This is a genomic window from Candidatus Kosakonia sp. 282A-S69, from assembly GCF_029433855.1.
Lineage (GTDB): Bacteria > Pseudomonadota > Gammaproteobacteria > Enterobacterales > Enterobacteriaceae > Kosakonia > Kosakonia cowanii_A.
Window position 1 is genome coordinate 97,776 of the sequence record NZ_JAROAU010000003.1, and the last position, 24,967, is coordinate 122,742.

Consider the following 24,967-nt stretch of genomic DNA (forward strand, 5'->3'; position numbering starts at 1 on the left):
TTCAACTCAGGATATCCTTTAGCGCGGCAGCGAAATTTTACGCTCTGCGGTCGGGCGATAAAGTACCAGCGTTTTGCCGATGACCTGGACATTACAGGCACCGGTTTCGCGAACGATAGCTTCCACGATCAAGGTCTTAGTTTCTCTCTCTTCAGAGGCGATCTTCACCTTGATAAGTTCATGGTGCTCAAGCGCTTGTTCAATCTCGGCCAGTACCCCTTCGGTCAAACCATTGTTGCCAAGCATAACTACCGGCTTGAGCGGATGTGCCAGACCTTTCAGGTGCTGTTTTTGTTTAGTACTCAGATTCATCGTATATTTTGCTTACGTTGGGATTGAAAACGGGTCATTCTACCGCCATCTCCTCTGTATCGCCAAATTGCGCGTCGAAATTTCTCGGTGTCGCCGATGAAACCGGATGGAAAGTTAAATGACAGGTAAAAAGCGTTCTGCCAGCTCAAGCCGCTGGCTTCAGGAACACTTTAGCGATAAATATGTTCAACAGGCGCAGAAAAAAGGGTTACGTTCCCGAGCCTGGTTTAAACTTGATGAAATACAGCAAAGTGACAAGATTTTTAAACCGGGGATGACCGTGGTTGACCTGGGTGCTGCACCCGGTGGATGGTCGCAATATGCGGTCACACAGATTGGTGGGAACGGGCGCATTATCGCGTGCGATCTTTTACCGATGGATCCAATCGTCGGCGTAGACTTCCTTCAGGGCGATTTTCGTGATGAATTAGTTCTGAAAGCCTTACTGGAGCGTGTTGGTGACAGTAAAGTTCAGGTTGTCATGTCAGATATGGCTCCCAATATGAGCGGAACGCCAGCGGTTGATATTCCCCGCTCTATGTATCTGGTAGAGCTGGCGCTGGAGATGTGCCGCGATGTGTTAGCGCCAGGCGGTAATTTTTTAGTGAAAGTGTTCCAGGGCGAAGGTTTCGATGAGTACCTTACGGAAATTCGCTCCCTGTTTACGAAGGTTAAAGTGCGTAAACCGGACTCTTCACGTGCTCGTTCGCGTGAAGTGTATATTGTAGCGACCGGGCGAAAATGATACCCCGTTGATTTCTGCCTTCGGTTTGAATGAAACGGGATATGTTGTATCCTGCCGCTGTTTTTAACACAGTTGTAATATGAGGTTAATCCCTTGAGTGACATGGCGAAAAACCTAATACTCTGGCTGGTCATTGCCGTCGTGCTGATGTCAGTATTCCAGAGCTTTGGGCCCAGCGAGTCAAATGGCCGTAAGGTGGATTACTCCACTTTCCTGCAAGAGGTCAACCAGGACCAGGTTCGCGAAGCGCGTATCAACGGACGTGAGATCAACGTTACCAAGAAAGATAGTAACCGTTACACGACTTACATCCCGGTCAACGATCCTAAACTGCTCGACAACCTGCTGACCAAAAACGTCAAGGTTGTGGGTGAACCACCTGAAGAACCGAGCCTGCTTGGTAACATCTTCATCTCCTGGTTCCCGATGCTGTTGCTGATTGGGGTATGGATTTTCTTCATGCGCCAGATGCAGGGCGGCGGTGGCAAAGGTGCCATGTCGTTCGGTAAGAGCAAAGCGCGCATGCTGACGGAAGATCAGATCAAAACCACTTTTGCTGACGTCGCAGGCTGCGATGAAGCGAAAGAGGAAGTGGGCGAGCTGGTTGAATATCTGCGTGAGCCGAGCCGTTTCCAGAAACTGGGCGGTAAAATCCCGAAAGGCGTCCTGATGGTCGGCCCTCCGGGTACCGGTAAAACGTTGCTGGCGAAAGCCATCGCTGGCGAAGCGAAAGTGCCGTTTTTCACCATTTCCGGTTCTGACTTTGTTGAGATGTTTGTCGGCGTGGGCGCATCCCGCGTACGCGACATGTTTGAACAGGCCAAGAAAGCCGCACCGTGCATCATCTTTATCGATGAGATTGACGCCGTTGGCCGCCAGCGTGGCGCAGGTTTAGGCGGTGGTCACGATGAGCGTGAGCAGACCCTGAACCAGATGCTGGTTGAGATGGATGGTTTTGAAGGCAATGAAGGCATTATCGTTATTGCTGCGACCAACCGTCCGGACGTACTGGATCCGGCGTTGCTGCGTCCAGGCCGTTTCGACCGTCAGGTTGTCGTTGGGCTCCCGGACGTTCGCGGTCGCGAGCAGATCCTGAAAGTGCATATGCGCCGTGTGCCGCTGTCGCCGGATATTGACGCTGCGATCATTGCGCGCGGTACTCCGGGCTTCTCCGGTGCGGACCTGGCCAACCTGGTCAACGAAGCTGCGCTGTTTGCTGCGCGCGGTAACAAACGCGTTGTCTCAATGGTTGAGTTCGAAAAAGCGAAAGACAAAATCATGATGGGCGCAGAACGTCGCTCCATGGTGATGACGGAAGCGCAGAAAGAGTCTACCGCGTATCACGAAGCGGGCCATGCGATTATCGGTCGTCTGGTGCCTGAACACGACCCGGTACATAAAGTGACGATTATTCCGCGCGGTCGTGCGCTGGGCGTAACCTTCTTCCTGCCGGAAGGGGATGCGATTAGCGCCAGCCGTCAGAAGCTGGAGAGCCAAATCTCTACGCTGTATGGCGGTCGCCTGGCGGAAGAGATCATCTACGGGGCCGAACATGTTTCTACCGGTGCGTCGAACGACATTAAAGTCGCGACCAACCTGGCACGTAACATGGTGACGCAGTGGGGTTTCTCGGACAAACTCGGTCCGCTGCTTTATGCCGAAGAAGAGGGCGAGGTGTTCCTCGGACGTTCCGTCGCGAAAGCGAAACATATGTCTGATGAAACCGCACGTATTATCGACCAGGAAGTGAAGGCGCTGATTGAACGTAACTACAATCGTGCGCGTCAGATCCTGAATGAGAACATGGATATTCTGCATGCGATGAAAGATGCTCTGATGAAATATGAGACCATCGACGCACCGCAGATTGATGATCTGATGTCTCGTCGTGATGTACGTCCGCCAGCGGGCTGGGAAGATCCAGGCGCGAATAACTCTGACAATAACGGTACCCCGCGAGCGCCGCGTCCGGTTGATGAACCGCGTACGCCGAACCCGGGCAATACCATGTCAGAGCAGTTTGGCGACAAATAAGCTTTCTGCAGTTGATGAACTGTCTGTAACTAAACCCTGGGGCCTGCTCCGGGGTTTTTCTTTTCTGTTCAACCGTAATACCTTCAGGGACTTCAGTCATGAAACTTCATGCCCAGGGCTCCACACTTGAGCTGTCTCATCCTCATGTGATGGGGATCCTCAACGTCACGCCGGACTCCTTTTCTGATGGCGGCAGCCACAACACGCTGATTGAGGCGGTCAAACATGCCAACCTGATGATTAACGCAGGAGCGACCATCGTGGATATCGGCGGTGAATCCACGCGGCCCGGTGCCGCGGAGGTGAGCGTTGAAGAGGAGCTGGCGCGCGTCATTCCGGTTGTGGAGGCAATAGCGCAACGCTTTGAAGTGTGGATCTCGGTTGATACCTCAAAGCCTGAGGTGATCCGTGAAGCCGCGCGGGCAGGTGCGCATATCATCAATGATATCCGCTCGTTGACGGAGCCTGGCGCACTTGAGGCGGCGGCGCAAAGCGGATTGCCTGTCTGCCTGATGCATATGCAGGGTCAACCAAAGACGATGCAGGAAGCACCAAAATATGATGATGTCTTTGCCGACGTTAACCGTTTTTTTGCTGAAAATATTGCGCGCTGCGAACGTGCGGGGATCGCAAAAGAAAAATTGTTGCTCGACCCTGGCTTCGGTTTCGGTAAGAATCTTTCCCACAATTATGCGCTGCTTGCCCGATTAAGCGAGTTTCACCACTTCGGCTTACCGCTGTTGGTCGGAATGTCGCGTAAGTCGATGATCGGGCAGTTGTTAAATGTCGGGCCCGCAGAGCGGTTAAGCGGCAGCCTGGCATGTGCAGTGATTGCTGCGATGCATGGTGCGCAGATTATTCGTGTCCATGACGTAAAAGAAACGGTAGAGGCTATGCGGGTGGTGGAAGCCACACTGTCAGCGAAGGAAAATAAACGCTATGAGTAATCGTAAATATTTTGGCACTGATGGCATTCGTGGCCGTGTTGGCGACGCACCAATCACCCCTGATTTCGTTCTGAAGCTGGGCTGGGCCGCAGGCAAGGTGCTGGCCCGTCACGGCTCACGTAAAATTATTATCGGCAAAGATACCCGCATCTCGGGCTATATGCTGGAATCCGCACTGGAAGCGGGGCTGGCTGCTGCCGGTCTTTCTGCTTCTTTCACCGGCCCGATGCCGACACCGGCGGTTGCTTACCTGACCCGAACCTTCCGGGCGGAAGCTGGGATCGTCATTTCTGCTTCTCATAACCCGTTCTATGACAACGGGATCAAATTCTTCTCCATCGACGGTACTAAGTTGCCGGACGCAGTTGAAGAGGCGATTGAAGCGGAGATGGAGAAAGAGTTGACCTGCGTTGACTCTGCCGAGCTGGGTAAAGCCAGCCGTATCGTCGATGCCGCAGGCCGTTACATTGAGTTTTGTAAAGCGACATTCCCTAATGAGCTGAGTCTCAATAACCTGAAGATTGTGGTGGATTGTGCCAATGGTGCGACATACCACATTGCCCCGAATGTCTTCCGCGAACTCGGTGCAAAAGTCATTGCGATTGGCTGCGAACCGGATGGCGTAAATATCAATGAAAAATGTGGCGCGACGGATGTTAAAGCGCTGCAAGAGCGTGTTCTGGCGGAAAAAGCGGATCTGGGTATCGCCTTCGACGGCGATGGCGATCGCGTGATCATGGTTGACCACGAAGGTCATAAAGTCGATGGCGACCAGATTATGTATATCATCGCGCGGGAAGGCCTGCGTCAGGGCCAGCTGCGCGGTGGCGCGGTTGGCACGCTGATGAGCAACATGGGGCTGGAGCTGGCGCTTAAGCAGCTGGGCATTCCATTTGCGCGCGCGAAAGTGGGCGACCGCTACGTGCTGGAAAAAATGCAGGAGAAAGGGTGGCGCATCGGTGCGGAGAACTCAGGCCATGTGATCCTGCTGGATAAAACCACCACAGGCGACGGGATTGTCGCTGGCTTGCAGGTAGTCGCGGCGATGGTGCGTAACCATATGACGCTACACGATCTCTGTAGCGGTATGAAAATGTTCCCGCAAGTGCTGGTGAACGTGCGCTTTACCGCTGGTAATGGCGATCCGCTTGAAGATGAGAACGTTAAAACCGTGATGGCAGAGGTTGAAGCGACGCTGGGCAACCGTGGTCGTGTGCTGCTGCGTAAGTCCGGCACTGAGCCATTAATCCGCGTAATGGTAGAAGGCGAGGATGAAGCGCAGGTTACCGCGCTGGCTAATCGTATCGCCGACGCCGTTAAAGCAGTTTAACGGTTCGGTAAGTGGCTAAAAAGGCAGCTTTTGCTGCCTTTTTCTTCACCACCTTGCGCTCTTTTGCTGTTTTTTTCCGCACTTGATAAAAAGCGTCGAAATTGCCCTTGCGCAGGTCATTCGCTTTAGTTAGTATTCACACCCGCTTCAGTGGGAAAGCATGAAACATCCCGCGTTATTGGTTTGAAGCATTGGCTGCGGCAACCCCGCAAGGAACAGGTTGATTATGTACGAAGCTCTTTTAGTAGTTTTCCTTATTGTGGCTCTGGCTCTTGTAGCTCTGATCATGCTGCAGCAAGGTAAAGGCGCTGACATGGGAGCCTCCTTTGGCGCTGGCGCGTCCGGTACGCTGTTCGGTTCAAGTGGTTCTGGTAACTTCATGACTCGTGCAACTGCTGTGCTGGCAACACTGTTCTTTATTATTAGCCTTGTGCTGGGCAACATTAACAGCAATAAAACCAATAAAGGAAGCGAGTGGGAAAATCTGAGCGCACCGGCGAAGAGTGAACAGACTCAGCCAGCAGCGCCGGCGAAGCCGACCAGCGATATCCCGCAGTAAGTTGTGAAGAAGTAAGTCGTGCCGAGGTGGTGGAATTGGTAGACACGCTACCTTGAGGTGGTAGTGCCCGATTGGGCTTACGGGTTCAAGTCCCGTCCTCGGTACCAACATTCTGAAAGAAAGACATCGAAAGATGTCTTTTTTTTCGCCTGTCGTTTGTATGCCTGACGTTACTGGCCGTTAAACCGACAACAAAAAAAGCGCCCGCAGGCGCTTTTTTTATTTCTGTAGCAGCGATTACTTCTTATCGCTGTGCTCCAGGTTTTCCACCTGCGGCAGGCCGTTACCTGCAGAAGTGGAGAGCAGGCCAGTTTGTACATAGTTGAACAGCTTGGCACGGGTATCGGTAATGTCGAGGTTACGCATGGTCAACTGACCAATACGATCGTCCGGGGAGAATACCGAATCACCTTTCTCCATGGTCAGACGCTCTGCCTGGTAGGTCAGATTATCGGAAACCGTGTTGAGGATTGAGTAGTCATTCCCGCGACGCAGCTCGAGCGTCACTTCGCCAGTAATGGCGCTTGCAACCCAACGCTGCAGGGCATCACGCAGCATCAGCGCCTGCGGATCGAACCAGCGGCCTTGATAGAGCAGGCGTCCAAGCTGACGACCATGAGCGTGATACTGCTCAATTGTGTCTTCGTTATGAATGCCGGTCAGCAGACGTTCGTAAGCGATATGCAGCAGCGCCATCCCAGGGGCTTCATAGATACCGCGGCTTTTCGCTTCAATGATACGGTTCTCGATCTGATCGCTCATGCCCAGACCGTGACGGCCGCCGATACGGTTGGCTTCCATCATCAGTTCAACATCGTCGCTGAAGGTTTTGCCATTCAGCGCAACAGGGTGGCCCTGTTCAAAACGTACGGTAACTTCCTCTGCCGGGATCTTCACACTCTCATCCCAGAACTTCACGCCCATGATCGGGTTAACGATTTTGACGCTGGAGTTGAGGAATTCGAGATCCTTCGCTTCGTGGGTGGCACCCAGCATATTGGAGTCTGTTGAGTAGGCTTTCTCGGCTGACATTTTGTAGTCGAAGCCTGATGCGGTCATGAATTCGGACATTTCCTGACGACCACCCAGCTCGTCAATAAAGTCAGTATCGAGCCACGGTTTATAGATCTTCAGTTCGGCATTGGTCAGCAGGCCGTAACGATAGAACCGTTCGATATCGTTGCCTTTATAAGTGCTGCCGTCACCCCAGATGTTGACGCCATCCTCTTTCATGGCTGCAACCAGCATAGTGCCGGTTACCGCACGACCGAGTGGAGTGGTATTAAAATAGGTTAAGCCGCCGGTGGTGTTATGAAATGCTCCGCACTGGATAGCGGCAATGCCTTCGGCGACCAGCTGTTTACGACAGTCGATCAGGCGAGCATTTTCCGCACCGTACTCTTTTGCGCGACGCGGGATCGCCTCATAGTCATCCTCGTCAGGCTGGCCCAGGTTGGCAGTGTATGCATAAGGAACTGCGCCTTTCTGACGCATCCACAGCAGCGCTGCGCTGGTGTCCAGACCGCCTGAAAAAGCAATACCAATACGTTGACCTGCGGGAAGATGCTTGAGAATCGTTGTCATAAAAAAATCCCTGCTTGATAGACTGATGGTGAGAGACTTAACAGCCACGCCACGCTATTTGTACCACTCATTCTTACATCTGTAGTGAATGGTTATGCAAAATTAATGAGTTTTCATTTAATCATCTTTTGGCGCGTACCGGAAGAGAGAAGCGCAATTTTCATTGTATAACTGAAAGAAAAAGCGGCATCTGTGCATAAAAACTCTCTTAATAATATGCAATAACGGCGGAGCACGTGATGCTATGGATGAGCGGTTGACACAACGTGATGTTTTTCAATATACTGCAAGCCGGTTTTACGTCCCGTCTTCGGTACCAAATCCCAGCATTATTTGCAAGTTGACGCTCAATCGAGTAAAATTTGCCACGTTTCAGGCGCGGGGTGGAGCAGCCTGGTAGCTCGTCGGGCTCATAACCCGAAGGTCGTCGGTTCAAATCCGGCCCCCGCAACCACTTTCCCTTAGTGTTCTTTTTCAAATATACTGTGAAGACTTAACGCCTTCTCTAGCGGGATTTGAAAAGAGTTCTTCCGGAAGGTTATCCAGGCCGCAGTTGCGGCTATAGGGTTCAGTTATTTAAAGCCCCGATTTATCGGGGTTTTTTGTTATCTGAGTACGAAATAACTGGGCTATATGCCCTTTTTTTATGTCTTGGGGGTGGACTTGTCCACATTAGAGCAAAAATTAACAGAGATGATTACGGCACCGGTTGAAGCACTGGGCTATGAACTGGTCGGTATCGAATTTGTGCGTGGTCGCACATCTACGCTGCGCATCTATATTGATAGTGAAGATGGCATCAATGTTGATGATTGCGCTGATGTCAGCCACCAGGTCAGTGCGGTACTGGATGTTGAAGATCCTATTACCGTTGCGTATAACCTGGAAGTTTCCTCACCAGGTCTTGAGCGACCTTTGTTTACGGCTGAGCACTACGCCCGCTTTAAGGGCGACGAAGTTTCGCTGGTGCTGCGAATGGCGGTGCAGAACCGTCGTAAGTGGCAGGGCATCATTAAAGATGTCGATGGCGAAATGATCACCGTTACGGTCGAAGGTAAAGATGAAGTGTTCGCCTTGAGCAATATTCAAAAAGCGAACCTGGTCCCCCACTTTTAACAGTCTGGATTGAGGTGAAAGGCCCCCAATGAACAAAGAAATTTTGGCTGTTGTTGAAGCTGTTTCTAACGAAAAGTCGCTTCCGCGTGAAAAAATCTTTGAAGCGCTGGAAAGTGCTCTGGCTACAGCAACCAAGAAAAAATATGAGCAAGAGATTGATGTGCGTGTAAGCATCGATCGTAAAAGCGGTGATTTTGACACCTTCCGTCGCTGGCTGATCGTCGAAGAAGTGACGCAGCCGACGCGTGAAATCACTCTCGAAGCGGCACGTTACGAAGATGAGAGCCTGAACCTCGACGATTACGTTGAAGATCAGATTGAATCTGTGACGTTTGACCGTATCACCACCCAAACCGCGAAGCAGGTTATCGTACAGAAAGTACGTGAAGCAGAGCGCGCTATGGTTGTCGATCAGTTCCGCGAACACGAAGGTGAAATCATCACCGGCGTGGTGAAAAAAGTGAACCGCGACAACATCACGCTGGATCTGGGCAACAACGCTGAAGCCGTGATCCTACGCGAAGATATGCTGCCGCGTGAAAACTTCCGTCCGGGCGACCGCATTCGCGGCGTGCTGTACGCAGTCCGTCCTGAAGCGCGCGGTGCGCAGCTGTTCGTGACGCGTTCCAAGCCGGAAATGCTGGTCGAACTGTTCCGCATCGAAGTACCAGAAATCGGCGAAGAAGTTATCGAGATCAAAGCCGCAGCCCGCGATCCGGGTTCTCGCGCCAAAATTGCGGTGAAAACCAACGACAAGCGTATCGACCCGGTTGGGGCATGCGTTGGTATGCGCGGTGCCCGTGTTCAGGCCGTTTCTACCGAACTCGGCGGCGAGCGTATCGATATCGTACTGTGGGACGACAACCCGGCCCAGTTCGTTATCAACGCAATGGCACCGGCTGATGTTGCTTCTATCGTGGTGGATGAAGATAAGCACACCATGGATATCGCTGTTGAAGCGGGCAACCTGGCGCAGGCGATTGGCCGTAACGGTCAGAACGTGCGTCTCGCGTCTCAGCTGAGCGGCTGGGAACTCAACGTTATGACCGTTGAAGATCTGCAGTCCAAGCATCAGGCTGAGGCTCACGCAGCGATTGATACCTTCACCCGTTACCTGGATATTGACGAAGATTTCGCCACTGTACTGGTCGAAGAAGGTTTCTCAACGCTGGAAGAACTGGCCTATGTGCCAATCAAAGAGCTGCTGGAAATCGATGGCCTGGATGAAGACACCGTCGAAGCCCTGCGTGATCGTGCGAAAAGCGCACTGACTACTCTGGCGCTGGCGCAGGAAGAAAGCCTGGGGAATAAAGAACCGGCTGAAGACCTGCTGAACCTGGACGGTCTGGATCGTGCACTGGCTTTCAAACTGGCTGCTCGTGGTGTTTGTACGCTGGAAGACCTCGCCGAGCAAGGTGTGGATGACCTGAGCGATATCGAAGGGTTAACTGCCGACAAAGCCGGTGAGCTCATCATGGCCGCGCGTAATATTTGCTGGTTTGGTGACGAAGCGTAATAAACTGTAGCAGGAAGGAACAGCATGACAGATGTAACCGTAAAAACGCTGGCCGCTGAGATTCAAACCTCTGTGGACCGCCTGGTACAGCAATTTGCTGATGCAGGGATCCGCAAGTCTGCTGATGATTCAGTGACAGCGCAGGAAAAACAGACGCTGTTAGCGCATCTGAACCGTGAACACGGTTCTGCGCCTGATAAGCTGACGTTGCAGCGCAAAACGCGCAGCACATTAAATATTCAGGGCACCGGTGGGAAAAGTAAGTCGGTGCAGATCGAAGTCCGTAAAAAGCGCACCTTTGTAAAACGCGATCCACAAGAGGCTGAACGTCTCGCTGCGGAAGAAGAGGCGATGCGTGAAGCGGAGGAGAAGGCCCGTCGTGAAGCAGAGGAAGCCGCTGAGCGAGAAGCCGAGGAAAAAGCCAAGCGTGAAGCCGAAGTGCGTCTGAAACGTGAAGCTGAAGAAAAAGCTAAACGCGAAAATGCCGAAAGCACGAAACGCGAAGCTGCGGAAAATAGCAAAGTGAGCAACCATCAAACTGACGAAGTGACCAGGGCAGCCCAGACGGAAAAAGCCCGTCGTGAATCCGAAGCGCAGGAACTCAAGCGTAAAGCGGAAGAAGAGGCTCGTCGTAAACTGGAAGAAAATGCACGTCGCGTAGCGGAAGAAGCCCGTCGAATGGCAGAACAGAACGAAGCAACCTGGACGGCAACGCCAGGCGAAGAAGAAGAGACGACCGGCGATTATCACGTCACCACCTCCCAGCATGCACGTCAGGCGGAAGATGATAACGATCGTGAAGTCGAAGGTGGCCGTGGTCGTACGCGTACCGCTAAAGCGCCGCGTCCGAAGAAAGGCAACAAGCATGCTGAAAGCAAAGCTGACCGTGAAGAAGCGCGCGCCGCGATTCGCGGTGGTAAAGGCGGCCGTCAGCGTAAAGGCTCTGCACTGCAGCAGGGCTTCAATAAACCGGCACAGGCCGTTAACCGTGACGTTGTGATCGGTGAAACCCTGACCGTCGGCGAGCTGGCAAATAAAATGGCAGTTAAAGGCTCTCAGGTCATCAAAGCGATGATGAAACTGGGCGCGATGGCAACCATCAACCAGGTCATTGACCAGGAAACCGCGCAACTGGTTGCGGAAGAGATGGGTCACAAAGTTATCCTGCGTCGTGAAAACGAGCTGGAAGAAGCGGTAATGAGCGACCGTGACACAGGTGCTGCGGCTGAACCGCGCGCGCCGGTGGTGACCATCATGGGTCACGTTGACCACGGTAAAACCTCGCTGCTGGACTATATTCGTTCAACGAAAGTGGCCTCCGGTGAAGCGGGCGGCATTACCCAGCACATCGGTGCTTACCACGTTGAAACCGACAACGGTATGATCACCTTCCTGGATACCCCAGGCCACGCCGCGTTTACCGCAATGCGTGCCCGCGGTGCTCAGGCAACGGATATCGTTGTTCTGGTTGTCGCAGCAGACGATGGCGTAATGCCACAGACTATCGAAGCTATTCAGCACGCGAAAGCGGCGAAAGTGCCGGTTGTTGTTGCGGTAAACAAAATCGATAAGCCGGAAGCCGATCCGGATCGCGTTAAAAACGAACTCTCTCAGTACGGGATCATTCCGGAAGAGTGGGGCGGCGAAAGCCAGTTCGTTCACGTGTCCGCGAAAGCCGGTACCGGTATCGACGACCTGCTGGATGCTATTCTGCTGCAGGCCGAAGTTCTGGAACTGCACGCTGTCCGTAAAGGCATGGCGAGCGGTGTCGTTATCGAATCCTTCCTGGATAAAGGTCGTGGTCCGGTAGCTTCTGTACTTGTGCGTGAAGGTACGCTGCATAAAGGCGACATCGTTCTGTGCGGCTTCGAGTATGGCCGTGTGCGTGCGATGCGTGACGAGCTGGGTCGCGAAGTGACTGAAGCGGGTCCGTCCATTCCGGTGGAAATCCTTGGTCTCTCCGGCGTTCCGGCGGCGGGTGACGAAGCCACCGTGGTACGTGACGAGAAGAAAGCGCGTGAAGTTGCGCTCTATCGTCAGGGCAAATTCCGCGAAGTTAAGCTGGCTCGCCAGCAGAAATCTAAGCTGGAAAACATGTTTGCCAACATGACCGAAGGCGAAGTGCACGAAGTGAACATCGTGCTGAAAGCTGACGTTCAGGGCTCCGTGGAAGCTATCTCCGACTCGCTGCTGAAACTCTCTACTGAAGAAGTGAAAGTGAAGATTGTCGGCTCCGGCGTAGGTGGTATCACTGAAACCGACGCCACGCTTGCAGCTGCGTCCAATGCTATCCTGGTTGGCTTCAACGTTCGTGCTGATGCCTCTGCGCGCCGCGTGATCGAAGCGGAAGGTCTGGATCTGCGTTACTACTCCGTCATCTATAACCTGATCGACGAAGTGAAAGCGGCGATGAGCGGTATGCTCTCACCTGAGCTGAAACAGCAGATCATCGGTCTGGCTGAAGTGCGTGATGTGTTCAAATCGCCGAAATTCGGCGCGATTGCCGGCTGTATGGTTACTGAAGGCGTCGTCAAACGTCACAACCCGATCCGCGTCCTGCGTGACAACGTGGTTATCTATGAAGGTGAGCTGGAATCCCTGCGCCGCTTCAAAGATGACGTTAACGAAGTCCGTAACGGCATGGAGTGTGGTATCGGCGTTAAGAACTACAATGACGTACGTACCGGCGATATGATCGAAGTATTCGAAATTATCGAAATTAAGCGCTCTATCGAATAATCGACGCATTAGCGCAACGTAGGCCGGGAGCGAAGCGCCACCCGGCAAGAGATATCTAAAGGGGCTGCGGCCCCTTTTTAGTCTGGAGAAGTAATATGGCGAAAGAATTTGGTCGCCCGCAGCGCGTCGCTCAGGAGTTGCAAAAAGAGATTGCGACTATTCTGCAGCGTGAAATCAAAGATCCGCGCCTGGGCATGATGACCACCGTATCCGGTGTCGAAGTCTCCCGCGATCTGGCGTATGCCAAAGTGTTCGTAACTTTCCTGAATGACAAAGACGAAGAGTCGGTAAAAGCGGGCATTAAAGCTCTGCATGACGCTTCCGGTTTTATCCGTTCCCTGCTGGGGAAAGCGATGCGTCTGCGTATCGTGCCGGAACTGACATTCTTCTACGACAACTCGCTAGTTGAAGGGATGCGCATGTCCAACCTGGTCACCAGCGTGGTGAAGCACGATGACGAACGTCGTGTGAACCCGGACGACAGCAAGGAGGACTAATGAGTCGTCCTCGTCGTCGCGGCCGCGACGTGCATGGCGTACTGCTGCTGGATAAGCAGCAGGGCGCATCAAGTAACGATGTCCTGCAGAAAGTTAAGCGCCTTTATAACGCCAACCGTGCGGGCCACACCGGCGCGCTGGATCCGCTGGCAACCGGCATGCTGCCGATTTGCCTCGGTGAAGCGACGAAATTTTCCCAGTATCTGCTCGATTCCGATAAGCGTTACCGGGTGATTGCCCGCCTGGGCCAGCGCACCGACACGTCGGATGCGGATGGTCAGGTGGTTGAAGAACGCCCGGTGACCTTTACAGCCGCAGAGCTGGCGAGCGCACTGGAGAGTTTCCGCGGTAACACGCAGCAAATCCCTTCGATGTACTCGGCTCTGAAGTATCAGGGCAAGAAGCTTTATGAATATGCGCGGCAGGGCATTGAAGTGCCGCGTGAAGCACGTCCCATCACCGTGTATGAACTGCTGTTTATCCGTCATGAAGGGGATGAGCTGGAACTGGAAATCCACTGCTCAAAAGGGACCTACATTCGCACCATCATTGACGATCTGGGCGAGAAGCTGGGCTGCGGCGCGCATGTCATCTATTTGCGTCGTCTGGCGGTCAGCCGCTATCCGATTGAGCGGATGGTAACCCTTGAGCAGTTGCATGCCCTGGTGCAGCAGGCCGAGCAGCAGGACGTTCCCGCGGCAGCGCTGCTTGATCCGCTGTTGATGCCGATGGATAGCCCGGCGTCCGATTTCCCTGTGGTAAACATCCCCACCGTGGTTGCCGCCTATTTCAAAAATGGCCAACCGGTGCGCGCTTCCACAACGCCGGGTGAAGGGCTGGTTCGCGTGACGGAAGGCGAAGAGGGCAAGTTTATCGGCATGGGTGAAATGGATGATGAGGGGCGAGTTGCGCCGCGTCGTCTGGTTGTTGAGTATCCTGCTGACTGACGGGCTTACCTTGCGGGAATGCCCGACTACGAGTAGAATATTGCCGCTTAACGCCGGGCTATGTATTTAACATACCCGGCGTTAAACCTGGGGGAGCTGAATTAGAGATCGGCACCCTGTCATTCTTATATCACTGGAGTTGAAAATGTCTCTAAGCGTTGAAGCTAAAGCAAAAATCGTTTCCGAGTTTGGTCGTGGTTCTAACGACAGCGGTTCTACCGAAGTTCAGGTTGCACTGCTGACTGCTCAGATTAACCACCTGCAGGGTCACTTTGCAGAGCACAAAAAAGATCACCACAGCCGTCGTGGTCTGCTGCGTATGGTTTCTCAGCGTCGTAAACTGCTCGACTACCTGAAACGTAAAGACGTTGCACGCTACACCGCGCTGATCGAGCGTCTGGGTCTGCGTCGCTAAGTCTGGCGAGTTTCAAGAAGGGGCCTTTACGGCCCCTTTTTTCAACCAGGCGGCAGCAATTGGCAGTAAACTGATGTATTGTTGCCAGGTATGATCTTCATTGCAGAGGTTCGCGCGGCTAATGAGAGGCTTTATCCGTAATGGGCGGGTTAAGGTTGTCATTAGTCGCGAGGATGCAAGAAGGTCCGGTTTAATTATCAGCACGCCCTGGGTGTGCTGATGTTCATTAAGAAAGGATAGAATTTTGCTGAATCCGATCATTCGTAAATTCCAATATGGTCAACACACCGTCACGCTGGAAACCGGCATGATGGCCCGTCAGGCAACCGCTGCCGTGATGGTAAGCATGGACGACACTGCGGTGTTCGTTACCGTTGTTGGCCAGAAAAAAGCGAAACCAGGTCAGGACTTTTTCCCGCTGACCGTTAACTACCAGGAGCGTACCTACGCTGCCGGTAAAATCCCGGGTGGCTTCTTCCGTCGTGAAGGCCGTCCGAGCGAAGGCGAAACCCTGATCGCGCGTCTGATTGACCGTCCGGTTCGCCCGCTGTTCCCGGAAGGTTTCGTTAACGAAGTACAGGTTATCGCGACCGTGGTCTCCGTTAACCCGCAGGTTAACCCGGATATCGTGGCGATGATTGGCGCTTCTGCTGCACTCTCTCTGTCTGGTATTCCGTTCAACGGCCCGATCGGCGCCGCGCGCGTTGGTTACATCAACGACCAGTATGTGCTGAACCCGACTCAGGAAGAGCTGAAATCCAGCAAGCTTGATCTGGTTGTTGCCGGTACCGAAGCGGCCGTGCTGATGGTTGAATCTGAAGCTGAACTGCTGAGCGAAGATCAGATGCTGGGCGCGGTAGTTTACGGCCACGAGCAGCAGCAGATTGTTATTCAGAACATCAACGATCTGGTGAAAGAAGCCGGTAAACCGCGCTGGGACTGGCAGCCAGAAGCGGTCAACGAAGTGCTGAATGCACGCGTTGCAGCGCTGGCAGAGTCTCGTCTGAGCGATGCTTACCGCATCACCGACAAACAGGAGCGTTACGCTCAGGTTGACGTGATCAAATCTGAAACCATCGCGACGCTGGTGGCAGAAGATGAGACCCTGGACGCTAACGAGCTGGGCGAAATCCTGCACGCTATCGAGAAAAACGTTGTTCGTAGCCGCGTACTGGCAGGCGAACCGCGTATCGATGGTCGCGAAAAAGATATGATTCGTGGTCTGGACGTTCGTACCGGCGTTCTGCCGCGTACTCACGGCTCCGCACTCTTCACCCGTGGCGAAACGCAGGCGCTGGTTACCGCAACCCTGGGTACCGCACGTGACGCGCAGAACATCGACGAACTGATGGGCGAGCGCACTGACAGCTTCCTGTTCCACTACAACTTCCCTCCGTACTCTGTAGGGGAGACCGGTATGGTCGGTTCACCGAAGCGTCGTGAAATTGGTCACGGTCGTCTGGCGAAACGCGGCGTGCTGGCTGTTATGCCGGAAGCTGATAAATTCCCGTACACCGTGCGTGTGGTTTCTGAAATCACCGAATCCAACGGTTCCTCTTCCATGGCTTCCGTGTGCGGCGCATCGCTGGCACTGATGGATGCAGGCGTACCGGTAAAAGCCGCTGTCGCAGGTATCGCAATGGGCCTCGTGAAAGAGGGCGACAACTTTGTGGTTCTGTCTGACATCCTGGGCGATGAAGATCACCTGGGCGACATGGACTTTAAAGTAGCCGGTTCCCGCGACGGTATCTCTGCGCTGCAGATGGATATCAAAATCGAAGGCATCACCAAAGAGATCATGCAGGTTGCGCTGAACCAGGCGAAAGGCGCCCGTCTGCATATCCTGGGCGTGATGGAGCAGGCGATTAACGCGCCGCGCGGCGATATCTCTGAATTCGCACCGCGTATCCATACCATCAAGATCAACCCGGACAAGATCAAAGACGTTATCGGTAAAGGCGGCTCCGTTATCCGTGCGCTGACCGAAGAGACCGGCACCACCATCGAAATCGAAGATGACGGTACCGTGAAAATCGCGGCAACCGACGGCGACAAAGCGAAATTCGCGATTCGTCGTATCGAAGAGATCACTGCTGAGATCGAAGTGGGCCGTATCTACAACGGTAAAGTCACCCGTATCGTCGACTTTGGTGCGTTTGTTGCCATTGGTGGCGGTAAAGAGGGTCTGGTGCACATTTCTCAGATCGCCGATAAGCGTGTAGAGAAAGTGACCGACTACCTGCAGATGGGTCAGGAAGTACCGGTGAAAGTTCTGGAAGTTGACCGCCAGGGCCGTATTCGTCTAAGCATTAAAGAAGCAACTGAACAAACTCAGCCTGCTGAAGCGTCAGAAGCGCCGCAAGCAGAACTGGGCGAGTAAGGTTTGCCTTTTGCCCTCCGCGCAGGCGGAGGGCTTATTCTCAGGCAGGACGCCATGTTTGCAGCCGGGGGACAGGACGTTCATCCATTTGTTGTCTTCGGGAGTAGGAAATGAAGCCTTTTTTGCGCTGGTGTTTCGTTGCGACAGCTCTAACGCTGGCAGGATGCAGCAACTCTGCCTGGCGTAAGAGCGAAGTCCTCGCGGTGCCATTGCAACCGACTTTGCAGCAAGAAGTGATTCTGGCACGCATGGAACAAATTCTTGCCAGTCGGGCTTTATCCGATGACGAACGCGCGCAGCTTTTATATGAGCGCGGAGTGTTGTATGATAGTCTTGGTTTGAGAGCGTTGGCGCGGAATGATTTTTCACAAGCGCTGGCAATTCGACCCGATATGCCTGAAGTATTCAATTATTTAGGCATTTACTTAACGCAGGCAGGCAATTTTGATGCTGCCTATGAAGCGTTTGATTCTGTACTTGAGCTTGATCCAACTTACAACTACGCGCACTTAAACCGCGGTATCGCTCTGCACTACGGCGGCCGTGATAAGTTAGCGCAAGATGATCTGCTGGCGTTTTATCAAGACGATCCTAATGATCCTTTCCGTAGCCTGTGGCTTTACATCGTTGAGCGGAAGCTCGATGAGAACAAGGCGAAAGAAGCACTGAAGCAGCGCTTCGAAAAATCGGACAAGGAGCAATGGGGATGGAATATTGTCGAGTTCTACCTCGGTGACATTAGCGAAACTGCGCTGATGGATCGCCTGAAGGCGGACGCAACGGATAACACCTCGCTCGCTGAGCATCTCAGTGAAACCAACTTCTATTTAGGTAAGTACTACCTAAGTCTGGGGGATAAGGACAGCGCTACGGCACTGTTCAAATTAGCGGTTGCTAACAACGTCCACAACTTCGTTGAGCACCGTTATGCATTGTTGGAATTATCGCTCTTGGGCCAGGAGCAAGACGACCTGGCAGAATCGGACCAGCAATAGCTGACGACATAAACATCAGCCCGTAATCTTTTTTGATTGCCATCACCTTAACTGGTGAGGGCGTTGTTGTTCGTCAATACACCTACTTTGAGCCGGTTCACACTTTTCAATGAAAATTGCCAAATATTTTCACGATGAGTTATGTAGACTGGCCGCCAATGACATAGAGGCACTTGTACTACATGGCTGAATTCGAAACCACTTTTGCAGATCTGGGCCTGAAGGCTCCTATCCTTGAAGCCCTTAACGATCTCGGTTACGAAAAACCATCTCCGATCCAGGCGGAGTGCATTCCGCACCTGCTGAGCGGTCGTGACGTGCTGGGCATGGCCCAGACTGGTAGCGGGAAAACCGCAGCGTTTTCTCTTCCGCTGCTTAATAACATCGATCCGGACCTGCGTGCGCCGCAGATCCTTGTGCTTGCTCCAACCCGCGAACTGGCGGTTCAGGTAGCTGAAGCGATGACCGATTTCTCTAAACACATGCATGGCGTAAACGTGGTTGCTCTGTACGGCGGCCAGCGTTATGACGTGCAATTACGCGCCCTGCGTCAGGGTCCGCAGATCGTTGTCGGTACGCCGGGACGCCTGCTGGATCACCTGAAACGCGGCACTCTTGATCTCTCTAAACTGAGCGGTCTGGTGCTGGATGAAGCCGACGAAATGCTGCGCATGGGCTTCATCGAAGACGTAGAAACTATCATGGCGCAGATCCCGGAAGGTCATCAGACCGCTCTGTTCTCCGCCACCATGCCGGAAGCGATTCGCCGCATCACCCGCCGCTTTATGAAAGAGCCGCAGGAAGTGCGCATCCAGTCCAGCGTGACAACCCGCCCGGACATCAGCCAGAGCTACTGGTCTGTCTACGGCATGCGTAAAAACGAAGCGCTGGTTCGCTTCCTTGAAGCAGAAGATTTTGATGCTGCGATCATCTTCGTGCGCACCAAAAACGCGACCCTGGAAGTGGCTGAAGCGCTGGAGCGCAACGGTTACAACAGCGCCGCGCTGAACGGTGACATGAATCAGGCTCTGCGTGAGCAGACTCTGGAACGTCTGAAAGATGGTCGTCTGGACATCCTGATTGCAACCGACGTTGCGGCCCGTGGCCTGGACGTTGAGCGCATCAGCCTGGTTGTTAACTACGACATCCCGATGGACTCTGAGTCTTACGTTCACCGTATCGGCCGTACCGGTCGTGCGGGTCGTGCGGGTCGCGCGCTGCTGTTCGTTGAGAACCGCGAACGTCGTCTGCTGCGCAACATCGAACGTACGATGAAGCTGACCATTCCGGAAGTAGAGCTGCCGAACGCAGAGCTGCTGGGCAAACGCCGTCTGGAAAAATTCGCCGCGAAAGTACAGCAGCAGCTGGAAAGCAGCGATCTGGATCAGTACCGCGCGCTGCTGGCGAAAATCCAGCCCGCTTCTGAAGACGAGATGGATATTGAAACGCTGGCTGCCGCACTGCTGAAAATGGCACAGGGCGAACGTCCGCTGATCCTGCCGCCGGATGCACCGATGCGTCCTAAGCGTGAGTTCCGCGAGCGTGATGATCGTTTCGAACGCCGTGGCGATCGCAATGACCGTGGTCCGCGTAGCGATCGTGGCGGTGAGGACCGTCCGCGTCGTGAGCGTCGCGATGTTGGCGATATGGAGCTGTACCGTATTGAAGTGGGCCGTGATGACGGTGTTGAAGTTCGTCATATCGTTGGCGCAATCGCGAACGAAGGCGACATCAGCAGCCGCTACATCGGTAACATCAAACTGTTCGGTTCTCACTCCACTATCGAGCTGCCGAAAGGCATGCCGGGCGAGGTTCTTCAGCACTTTACCCGCACGCGTATTCTCAACAAACCGATGAATATGCAGCTGCTGGGTGATGCGCAGCCGCGTGAGCGTAGCGAACGTCGTCCTGGCGGCGAGCGTCGTAGCTTTGGCGGCGGTGAGCGTCGTGAAGGCGGTCGCGGTCCGCGTCGTGACGGTTCAGCACCGGCTGGTGCAGGCCGTTTCAGCGGTGAGCGTCGTGAAAATCGTGGCCCGCGTCGCGAAGAAGGTACTAGCCGTCGTCGTGACGCGTAAACCTTACGCTTAAAACGTAAAGTAATAGATACAGCCCCGATCGAAAAGATTGGGGCTTTTTTTATCCGCAATGTACTCCTGTACTGGTACAATGCATCGGCTTCACTTTCGGCATAGTGCCACTACAGGAGAACGTTTCAGATGTCGACACTGACAACCACCCAGGCTTCCCCTTCGCTGTTCGGCGGAGTGGTGATTATCGGCGGCACAATTATTGGCGCAGGCATGTTTTCCCTGCCGGTGGTGATGTCTGGCGCGTGGTTCTTCTGGTCGCTTCTGGCACTGGTTTTTACCTGGTTCTGCATGCTGCACTCTGGCCTGATGATCCTCGAAGCCAACCTCAACTACCGCAGCGGCGCAAGCTTCGACACCATGACCAAAGATCTGCTGGGCAAGAGCTGGAACCTGATCAACGGCCTCTCTATCGCCTTTGTGCTCTATATCCTGACCTACGCCTACATCTCAGCGAGCGGCTCGATTCTGCACCACACTTTTGCTGAAATGTCGCTGGATGTGCCGCCGCGGCTGGCAGGGCTGGGGTTTGCGCTGTTGGTGGCGTTTATCGTCTGGCTCTCAACCCACGCGGTCAGCCGCATGACGGCGATTGTGCTGGGCGCTAAAGTGATCACCTTCTTCCTCACCTTCGGCAGCCTGCTCGGGCATGTGCAGCCGGCAACGCTGTTTAACGTCGCGCAGAGCGACGCCTCTTATACACCCTATCTGCTGATGACGTTGCCGTTCTGTCTCGCCTCTTTCGGCTACCACGGCAATGTGCCGAGCCTGATGAAGTATTACGGTAAAGATCCGCGCGTTATTACCCGCTGTCTGGTCTACGGCACGCTGCTGGCGCTCGGGCTGTATGTGATTTGGTTACTGGTGACAATGGGGAATATTGCCCGGCCGGCGTTTATCGATATCGCGGCAAAGGGAGGCAATATCGATGTGCTGGTGCAGGCGTTGAGCGGCGTGCTGAACAGCCGCAGCCTCGATCTGCTGCTGGTGATCTTCTCCAACTTTGCCGTCGCCAGCTCTTTCCTCGGCGTGACGCTGGGGCTGTTTGATTACCTGGCCGATCTCTTCAAATTCAATGATGCGCCGCTGGGGCGTTTCAAAACCGCGCTGCTGACATTTCTGCCGCCGATCATTGGGGGGCTGCTGTGGCCGAACGGCTTTTTATACGCCATTGGTTATGCGGGTTTAGCTGCCACCATCTGGGCGGCGATTGTGCCAGCGCTGCTGGCGAACGCTTCACGTAAACGCTTCGGTAGCCCGGCGTTTCGAGTCTGGGGCGGTAAACCGATGATTATTCTGATCCTGCTGTTTGGTGCAGGCAATGCGGTGGTGCATCTGTTATCGAGCTTTAATCTGTTACCGGTCTATCACTAATCAAACCCGGCCTGCACGATTATGCAGGCCAAATAAGCGCCAGCGTCATCCGGCATAAACACCGCGCAATCACGTAGGCCGGATAAGCGCAGCGCCATCCGGCATAAAACCGCACGATCCCCGTAGGCCGGATCAGCGTCAGCACCACCCGGCATAAAGACCGCACGATCCCCGTAGGCCGGATAAGCGCAGCGCCATCCGGCATAAAACGGGCAACGTTCTAACCAAACATTTCCTCTTTCACCTGCATCGCCAGCTCAAACGAGTGCAGCCGCGCCTGGTGATCGAATATTTGCCCGTTAACCATAATCTCATCCGCCCCGGTTTCCCGCAGGATCGACTCAAGCCCGTGGCGCACTTTCGCTTTATCACCCACCAGCGACATGCTCAACGCCTGCTGCACGCCATACTGTTCAGACGGCGACCAGAAGTGATCCATATTCTCAATCGGCGGCGGCAGCTGGCTCGTCTCACCGCGGCGCAGCTTCACAAACGCCTGCTGCATAGAGGTAAAGAGATACTCCGCATCGCGATTACTGTCGGCGGCGACAATATTGATGCACACCATCGCGTAGGGTTTATCCAGCCGCGCCGAGGGCCTGAACTGGGTGCGATAGAGGTGCAGCGCCTGGAACAGCATATCTGGCGCAAAGTGTGAGGCGAAGGCAAACGGCAGACCCTGTTGGGCGGCAAGCTGCGCACTGTAAAGGCTTGAGCCTAACAGCCATACCGGGATCTTCTCGCCGTAACCCGGTACCGGGCGCACGTGCGGGTTCGGATCGTTAGCATCAAACCAGTCAACCAGCTCCTTCACATCGCGCGGGAAATTATCAACATCGCCGCTCATATGGCGGCGCAGCGCCATCATGGTGCGCTGATCGCTGCCCGGCGCACGGCCAAGCCCGAGATCGATACGCCCCGGATAGAGCGTATTCAGCGTCCCGAACTGCTCGGCGATCACCAGCGGAGCGTGGTTCGGCAGCATCACGCCGCCAGAGCCGAGACGCAGGGTTTGCGTATTCGCCGCCAGGTAGCCGATCAAGACCGACGTCGCCGCGCTGGCGATGCCGGTCATATTGTGGTGCTCCGCCAGCCAGAAGCGATCGTAACCGCGCTTCTCTGCCAGCTTCGCCAGATCGAGGGAATGGGTAAACGCGTCACGCGCGCTTGAGTTTTGTGGAATCGGCGCTAAATCAAGCACCGAAAACGCAACGGTTTTCTCAGACATAAACACTCACTTTGCTACAGCATCGTCATCAGATTGAAGGTCTTCTTCCAGCCTGGCGCAAGGAGCCGCGTCAGGCCAGAAAAGCTGCAACTTTCATACTGCATGAACGGGCGACGATTGCTGTTAACAAAGTGAGCCTTTTACGCCTCGAGCATCAGCCCCGGCAGCCTGCGCCAGTAACCATTGCAGTCGCTGTCCGACGCCAGCGGCAGCGGCGCGCCGCCGGTTTCATTCGCTTTGAACGCCTCCAGCATGGTGAAGGTTTCACTGCCCATCGGCGAAAGCCGCACAATATCGACCAACCCCTGCATTGAGGTGAGCTCATTGCCGAGGTTGTAGACATAGCCACTCATGGTCTGAATGCCGTTGAGTACGAAAACCTGTTGATCCTCCTGCGAACGCATGCTGCGCCCGGTCGGGTAGTTAATGCAGCAGGTTTCGCACTCATCCTTCGGCCGATTCTCCGAACGCGCGGTAAAACAGCGGGCAGAGTAGGCGAGAGGCAGATGGCCATAGCTCAGCACTTCAACTTCGAACTGATGGCGAATCGCCAGCGTGTCGCACTGATCGAGCAGGTTCACCAGCCAGTCGCGGGAGAGCTCCACCGGCATGCACCAGCGCACCATCCCCTGTTTGAGCAGCAAGCGCAGGGTAACGGCGTTATAGCAGTTAAGGGCATGCCCGGCGACAAACGGCAGCTTGCGCTCGGCGCACAAATTCACTACGCCAAGATCGCTCGCCTCCAGCAGAAACTCGCCGTTATCGACATAGCGCTTCAGTTCGTTGAGTTCCGATGAGGCCTGTACCAGCGCCAGCGTCGAAATCACCACCTGTTTGCCGCTGTCGGCCAGCGCTTTTGCCATCGCCAGCCAGTCACCCACTTTCGTCGCGCGGCGTTTGCTGCACACCGCTTCACCGAGATAGACCACATCAGCGTGGCTGTTTGCCGCCTGCTGATAAAAATCCTCAAGTGTCTCTTTTGACCAGTAGTAAAGCACCGGCCCTAATGAATATTTCATGGTTTACCTACTGCCATTTACGGTGATACGCGCCGAGGGTGGTCTGGGTGCCTTCTGACATCGCACCGAGTGTCGCCATCCACGCCGGTTGTGGCACAAAATCCTGCGGGGAGGCGATACAGCGATCGATCGCCTGTCGCCACACTTTCGCCACCAGGCTGACATACGCCGGGCTGCGCTGGCGCCCTTCAATTTTCACTGAGGCAATATTCGCCGCCAGCAGATCTGGCAGCAGCTCAAGCGTGTTGAGGCTGGTCGGCTCCTCCAGCACGTGATAGCGCTCGCCATCCACCCGATAGCGCCCTTTGCACAGCGTCGGGTAACCGGCGTTTTCCCCCTCCTGATAGCGATCGATCAGCACATCGTTGAGGCGGGATTCCAGCCCCTGCGGCGTTTGTTGCCAGCGCACAAAGCGCGCCGGAGAGCAGGCACCGACGGTATTCGGTGACTCGCCGGTCAGGTAAGAGGAGAGGTAACAGCGCCCTTCAGCCATGATGCACAGGCTACCGAAGGCGAAAACTTCCAGCGGTACCGGCGTCACGCGGGCAAGCTGTTTGACTTGATGAATGGAGAGCACACGCGGCAGCACCACGCGGGCGACATCAAAGTGACGGTGATAAAAGCGGATCGCCTCTTCATTGGTCGCCGAGGCCTGCACGGAGACGTGACGCTCAATATGCGGATAGCGCGCGGCGGCATACTCCAGCATCGCGAGGTCGGCCAGGATCAGCGCATCCGCGCCAATCTGCGCCGCCATATCCACCGCGCGCTCCCAGCGCTGGTAGCCATCCGGGTGCGCAAAGGTATTGATGGCAATATGCAGCTTGCGGCGATGCTGGTGCACGAAACTGACCGCTTCCTGCAGCTTCTTCTCGGTAAAGTTGAGTCCGGCAAAATGACGGGCGTTAGTGTCATCTTTCAGGCCGATATATACCGCATCGGCACCATTTTCGATGGCCGCTTTCAGTGCCGGTAGGTTCCCGGCAGGGCAGAGCAACTCCATAGTCTTTCCTGCAATCAGGGGCGCAGTGGCCCGGGCGTACCCCGAAGGGTCACTGAATTGTTAATGAGCTGGGATTCTAGTTAACCTGTCAGCGACAATTTTTGATTTGAGGCAGTTAAATGCGTATTGATGACGGCAAT

Annotated in this window: 21 protein-coding genes and 2 tRNA genes; 18 read left to right on the forward strand and 5 right to left on the reverse strand. The window is 54.4% G+C overall.

Annotated features, from left to right (window positions below; all coding sequences use genetic code 11):
* Window positions 1-18: 18 nt before the first annotated feature.
* On the reverse strand, window positions 19-312 hold the full coding sequence (gene yhbY / locus PU683_RS06215) for a ribosome assembly RNA-binding protein YhbY (RefSeq protein ID WP_023480872.1): 294 nt from the start codon (window positions 310-312) through the stop codon (window positions 19-21).
* Window positions 313-430: 118 nt separating this feature from the next.
* Here yhbY and rlmE point away from each other — a divergent pair, with 118 nt between their 5' ends.
* From rlmE to PU683_RS06245, 6 genes are all read left to right on the forward strand, one after another.
* Window positions 431-1,057 carry a 23S rRNA (uridine(2552)-2'-O)-methyltransferase RlmE gene (gene rlmE, locus PU683_RS06220; RefSeq protein ID WP_076769254.1) on the forward strand — a complete coding sequence of 209 codons (627 nt, stop codon included), beginning with the start codon at window positions 431-433 and terminating at the stop codon, window positions 1,055-1,057.
* Window positions 1,058-1,159: 102 nt separating this feature from the next.
* Complete coding sequence (ftsH, locus tag PU683_RS06225; RefSeq protein ID WP_187800242.1) at window positions 1,160-3,091, forward strand: ATP-dependent zinc metalloprotease FtsH; 1,932 nt, start codon at window positions 1,160-1,162, stop codon at window positions 3,089-3,091.
* Between the two features lie 98 nt (window positions 3,092-3,189).
* Entirely contained in the window at window positions 3,190-4,038 is an 849-nt protein-coding gene (folP, locus tag PU683_RS06230; RefSeq protein WP_277170679.1) for a dihydropteroate synthase, read from the forward strand.
* Window positions 4,031-5,368: a phosphoglucosamine mutase gene (glmM, locus tag PU683_RS06235; RefSeq protein WP_277170680.1), complete on the forward strand. Its 1,338-nt coding sequence runs from the start codon at window positions 4,031-4,033 to the stop codon at window positions 5,366-5,368. The genes folP and glmM overlap by 8 nt, the downstream gene beginning before the upstream one ends.
* 226 nt (window positions 5,369-5,594) lie before the next feature.
* On the forward strand, window positions 5,595-5,927 hold the full coding sequence (gene secG / locus PU683_RS06240) for a preprotein translocase subunit SecG (RefSeq protein ID WP_054802976.1): 333 nt from the start codon (window positions 5,595-5,597) through the stop codon (window positions 5,925-5,927).
* Between the two features lie 20 nt (window positions 5,928-5,947).
* Window positions 5,948-6,034 (forward strand) — tRNA-Leu (locus tag PU683_RS06245).
* A 130-nt stretch (window positions 6,035-6,164) separates the two neighbouring features.
* Here PU683_RS06245 and argG read toward each other — a convergent pair.
* On the reverse strand, window positions 6,165-7,511 hold the full coding sequence (gene argG / locus PU683_RS06250) for an argininosuccinate synthase (RefSeq protein ID WP_277170681.1): 1,347 nt from the start codon (window positions 7,509-7,511) through the stop codon (window positions 6,165-6,167).
* 377 nt (window positions 7,512-7,888) lie between these two features.
* Between argG and PU683_RS06255 the strand changes: the two genes are divergently transcribed.
* The 12 genes from PU683_RS06255 (at window position 7,889) to mtr (ending at window position 21,577) form a co-directional block, all read left to right on the forward strand.
* Window positions 7,889-7,965: transfer RNA gene (locus PU683_RS06255), tRNA-Met, on the forward strand.
* Window positions 7,966-8,174: 209 nt separating this feature from the next.
* Window positions 8,175-8,627, forward strand: a complete 453-nt coding sequence (gene rimP / locus PU683_RS06260) for a ribosome maturation factor RimP (RefSeq protein ID WP_017457352.1) — start codon at window positions 8,175-8,177, stop codon at window positions 8,625-8,627.
* A 28-nt stretch (window positions 8,628-8,655) separates the two neighbouring features.
* Window positions 8,656-10,143, forward strand: a complete 1,488-nt coding sequence (gene nusA / locus PU683_RS06265; protein WP_187800237.1) for a transcription termination factor NusA — start codon at window positions 8,656-8,658, stop codon at window positions 10,141-10,143.
* A gap of 24 nt (window positions 10,144-10,167) precedes the next feature.
* A complete protein-coding gene (gene infB, locus PU683_RS06270) occupies window positions 10,168-12,882 on the forward strand; it encodes a translation initiation factor IF-2 (RefSeq protein WP_277170682.1) in 2,715 nt (904 codons plus the stop codon).
* Between the two features lie 95 nt (window positions 12,883-12,977).
* A complete protein-coding gene (gene rbfA, locus PU683_RS06275; protein WP_277170683.1) occupies window positions 12,978-13,379 on the forward strand; it encodes a 30S ribosome-binding factor RbfA in 402 nt (133 codons plus the stop codon).
* A complete protein-coding gene (truB, locus tag PU683_RS06280; RefSeq protein ID WP_277170684.1) occupies window positions 13,379-14,326 on the forward strand; it encodes a tRNA pseudouridine(55) synthase TruB in 948 nt (315 codons plus the stop codon). Before rbfA ends, truB begins: the two co-directional genes overlap by 1 nt.
* A 145-nt stretch (window positions 14,327-14,471) precedes the next feature.
* Entirely contained in the window at window positions 14,472-14,741 is a 270-nt protein-coding gene (gene rpsO, locus PU683_RS06285) for a 30S ribosomal protein S15 (RefSeq protein ID WP_017457357.1), read from the forward strand.
* A gap of 244 nt (window positions 14,742-14,985) precedes the next feature.
* Window positions 14,986-17,121: a polyribonucleotide nucleotidyltransferase gene (pnp, locus tag PU683_RS06290; RefSeq protein WP_277170685.1), complete on the forward strand. Its 2,136-nt coding sequence runs from the start codon at window positions 14,986-14,988 to the stop codon at window positions 17,119-17,121.
* Between the two features lie 110 nt (window positions 17,122-17,231).
* Window positions 17,232-18,116 (forward strand): lipoprotein NlpI, encoded by an 885-nt coding sequence (gene nlpI / locus PU683_RS06295; protein WP_277170686.1) that lies wholly within the window; start codon window positions 17,232-17,234, stop codon window positions 18,114-18,116.
* Window positions 18,117-18,225: 109 nt separating this feature from the next.
* Window positions 18,226-18,306: a protein YrbN gene (gene yrbN, locus PU683_RS22415; RefSeq protein ID WP_124971232.1), complete on the forward strand. Its 81-nt coding sequence runs from the start codon at window positions 18,226-18,228 to the stop codon at window positions 18,304-18,306.
* Entirely contained in the window at window positions 18,299-20,191 is a 1,893-nt protein-coding gene (locus PU683_RS06300; RefSeq protein ID WP_277170687.1) for a DEAD/DEAH family ATP-dependent RNA helicase, read from the forward strand. Before yrbN ends, PU683_RS06300 begins: the two co-directional genes overlap by 8 nt.
* Before the next feature lie 141 nt (window positions 20,192-20,332).
* Window positions 20,333-21,577 carry a tryptophan permease gene (mtr, locus tag PU683_RS06305; RefSeq protein WP_277170688.1) on the forward strand — a complete coding sequence of 415 codons (1,245 nt, stop codon included), beginning with the start codon at window positions 20,333-20,335 and terminating at the stop codon, window positions 21,575-21,577.
* A gap of 220 nt (window positions 21,578-21,797) precedes the next feature.
* Here the strand turns inward: mtr and PU683_RS06310 are convergent, their stop codons facing one another.
* From PU683_RS06310 to ubiU, 3 genes are all read right to left on the reverse strand, one after another.
* On the reverse strand, window positions 21,798-22,805 hold the full coding sequence (locus tag PU683_RS06310) for a luciferase-like monooxygenase (protein WP_277170689.1): 1,008 nt from the start codon (window positions 22,803-22,805) through the stop codon (window positions 21,798-21,800).
* A 140-nt stretch (window positions 22,806-22,945) separates the two neighbouring features.
* A complete protein-coding gene (locus tag PU683_RS06315) occupies window positions 22,946-23,824 on the reverse strand; it encodes a U32 family peptidase (RefSeq protein ID WP_277170690.1) in 879 nt (292 codons plus the stop codon).
* A gap of 7 nt (window positions 23,825-23,831) precedes the next feature.
* Complete coding sequence (gene ubiU / locus PU683_RS06320) at window positions 23,832-24,827, reverse strand: ubiquinone anaerobic biosynthesis protein UbiU (protein ID WP_277170691.1); 996 nt, start codon at window positions 24,825-24,827, stop codon at window positions 23,832-23,834.
* Window positions 24,828-24,967 lie beyond the last annotated feature (140 nt).

Excerpts from the sequence above, each read along its gene's own strand:
- nlpI (WP_277170686.1), top strand. The coding sequence starts at position 17,232 with ATGAAGCCTTTTTTGCGCTGGTGTTTCGTTGCGACAGCTCTAACGCTG.
- rlmE (WP_076769254.1), top strand. The coding sequence starts at position 431 with ATGACAGGTAAAAAGCGTTCTGCCAGCTCAAGCCGCTGGCTTCAGGAA.
- secG (WP_054802976.1), top strand. The coding sequence starts at position 5,595 with ATGTACGAAGCTCTTTTAGTAGTTTTCCTTATTGTGGCTCTGGCTCTT.
- PU683_RS06315 (WP_277170690.1), bottom strand. The coding sequence starts at position 23,824 with ATGAAATATTCATTAGGGCCGGTGCTTTACTACTGGTCAAAAGAGACA.
- glmM (WP_277170680.1), top strand. The coding sequence starts at position 4,031 with ATGAGTAATCGTAAATATTTTGGCACTGATGGCATTCGTGGCCGTGTT.
- nusA (WP_187800237.1), top strand. The coding sequence starts at position 8,656 with ATGAACAAAGAAATTTTGGCTGTTGTTGAAGCTGTTTCTAACGAAAAG.
- PU683_RS06310 (WP_277170689.1), bottom strand. The coding sequence starts at position 22,805 with ATGTCTGAGAAAACCGTTGCGTTTTCGGTGCTTGATTTAGCGCCGATT.
- mtr (WP_277170688.1), top strand. The coding sequence starts at position 20,333 with ATGTCGACACTGACAACCACCCAGGCTTCCCCTTCGCTGTTCGGCGGA.
- yrbN (WP_124971232.1), top strand. The coding sequence starts at position 18,226 with ATGAAAATTGCCAAATATTTTCACGATGAGTTATGTAGACTGGCCGCC.
- ftsH (WP_187800242.1), top strand. The coding sequence starts at position 1,160 with ATGGCGAAAAACCTAATACTCTGGCTGGTCATTGCCGTCGTGCTGATG.
- ubiU (WP_277170691.1), bottom strand. The coding sequence starts at position 24,827 with ATGGAGTTGCTCTGCCCTGCCGGGAACCTACCGGCACTGAAAGCGGCC.
- truB (WP_277170684.1), top strand. The coding sequence starts at position 13,379 with ATGAGTCGTCCTCGTCGTCGCGGCCGCGACGTGCATGGCGTACTGCTG.
- yhbY (WP_023480872.1), bottom strand. The coding sequence starts at position 312 with ATGAATCTGAGTACTAAACAAAAACAGCACCTGAAAGGTCTGGCACAT.
- PU683_RS06300 (WP_277170687.1), top strand. The coding sequence starts at position 18,299 with ATGGCTGAATTCGAAACCACTTTTGCAGATCTGGGCCTGAAGGCTCCT.
- argG (WP_277170681.1), bottom strand. The coding sequence starts at position 7,511 with ATGACAACGATTCTCAAGCATCTTCCCGCAGGTCAACGTATTGGTATT.
- rpsO (WP_017457357.1), top strand. The coding sequence starts at position 14,472 with ATGTCTCTAAGCGTTGAAGCTAAAGCAAAAATCGTTTCCGAGTTTGGT.
- rbfA (WP_277170683.1), top strand. The coding sequence starts at position 12,978 with ATGGCGAAAGAATTTGGTCGCCCGCAGCGCGTCGCTCAGGAGTTGCAA.
- infB (WP_277170682.1), top strand. The coding sequence starts at position 10,168 with ATGACAGATGTAACCGTAAAAACGCTGGCCGCTGAGATTCAAACCTCT.
- folP (WP_277170679.1), top strand. The coding sequence starts at position 3,190 with ATGAAACTTCATGCCCAGGGCTCCACACTTGAGCTGTCTCATCCTCAT.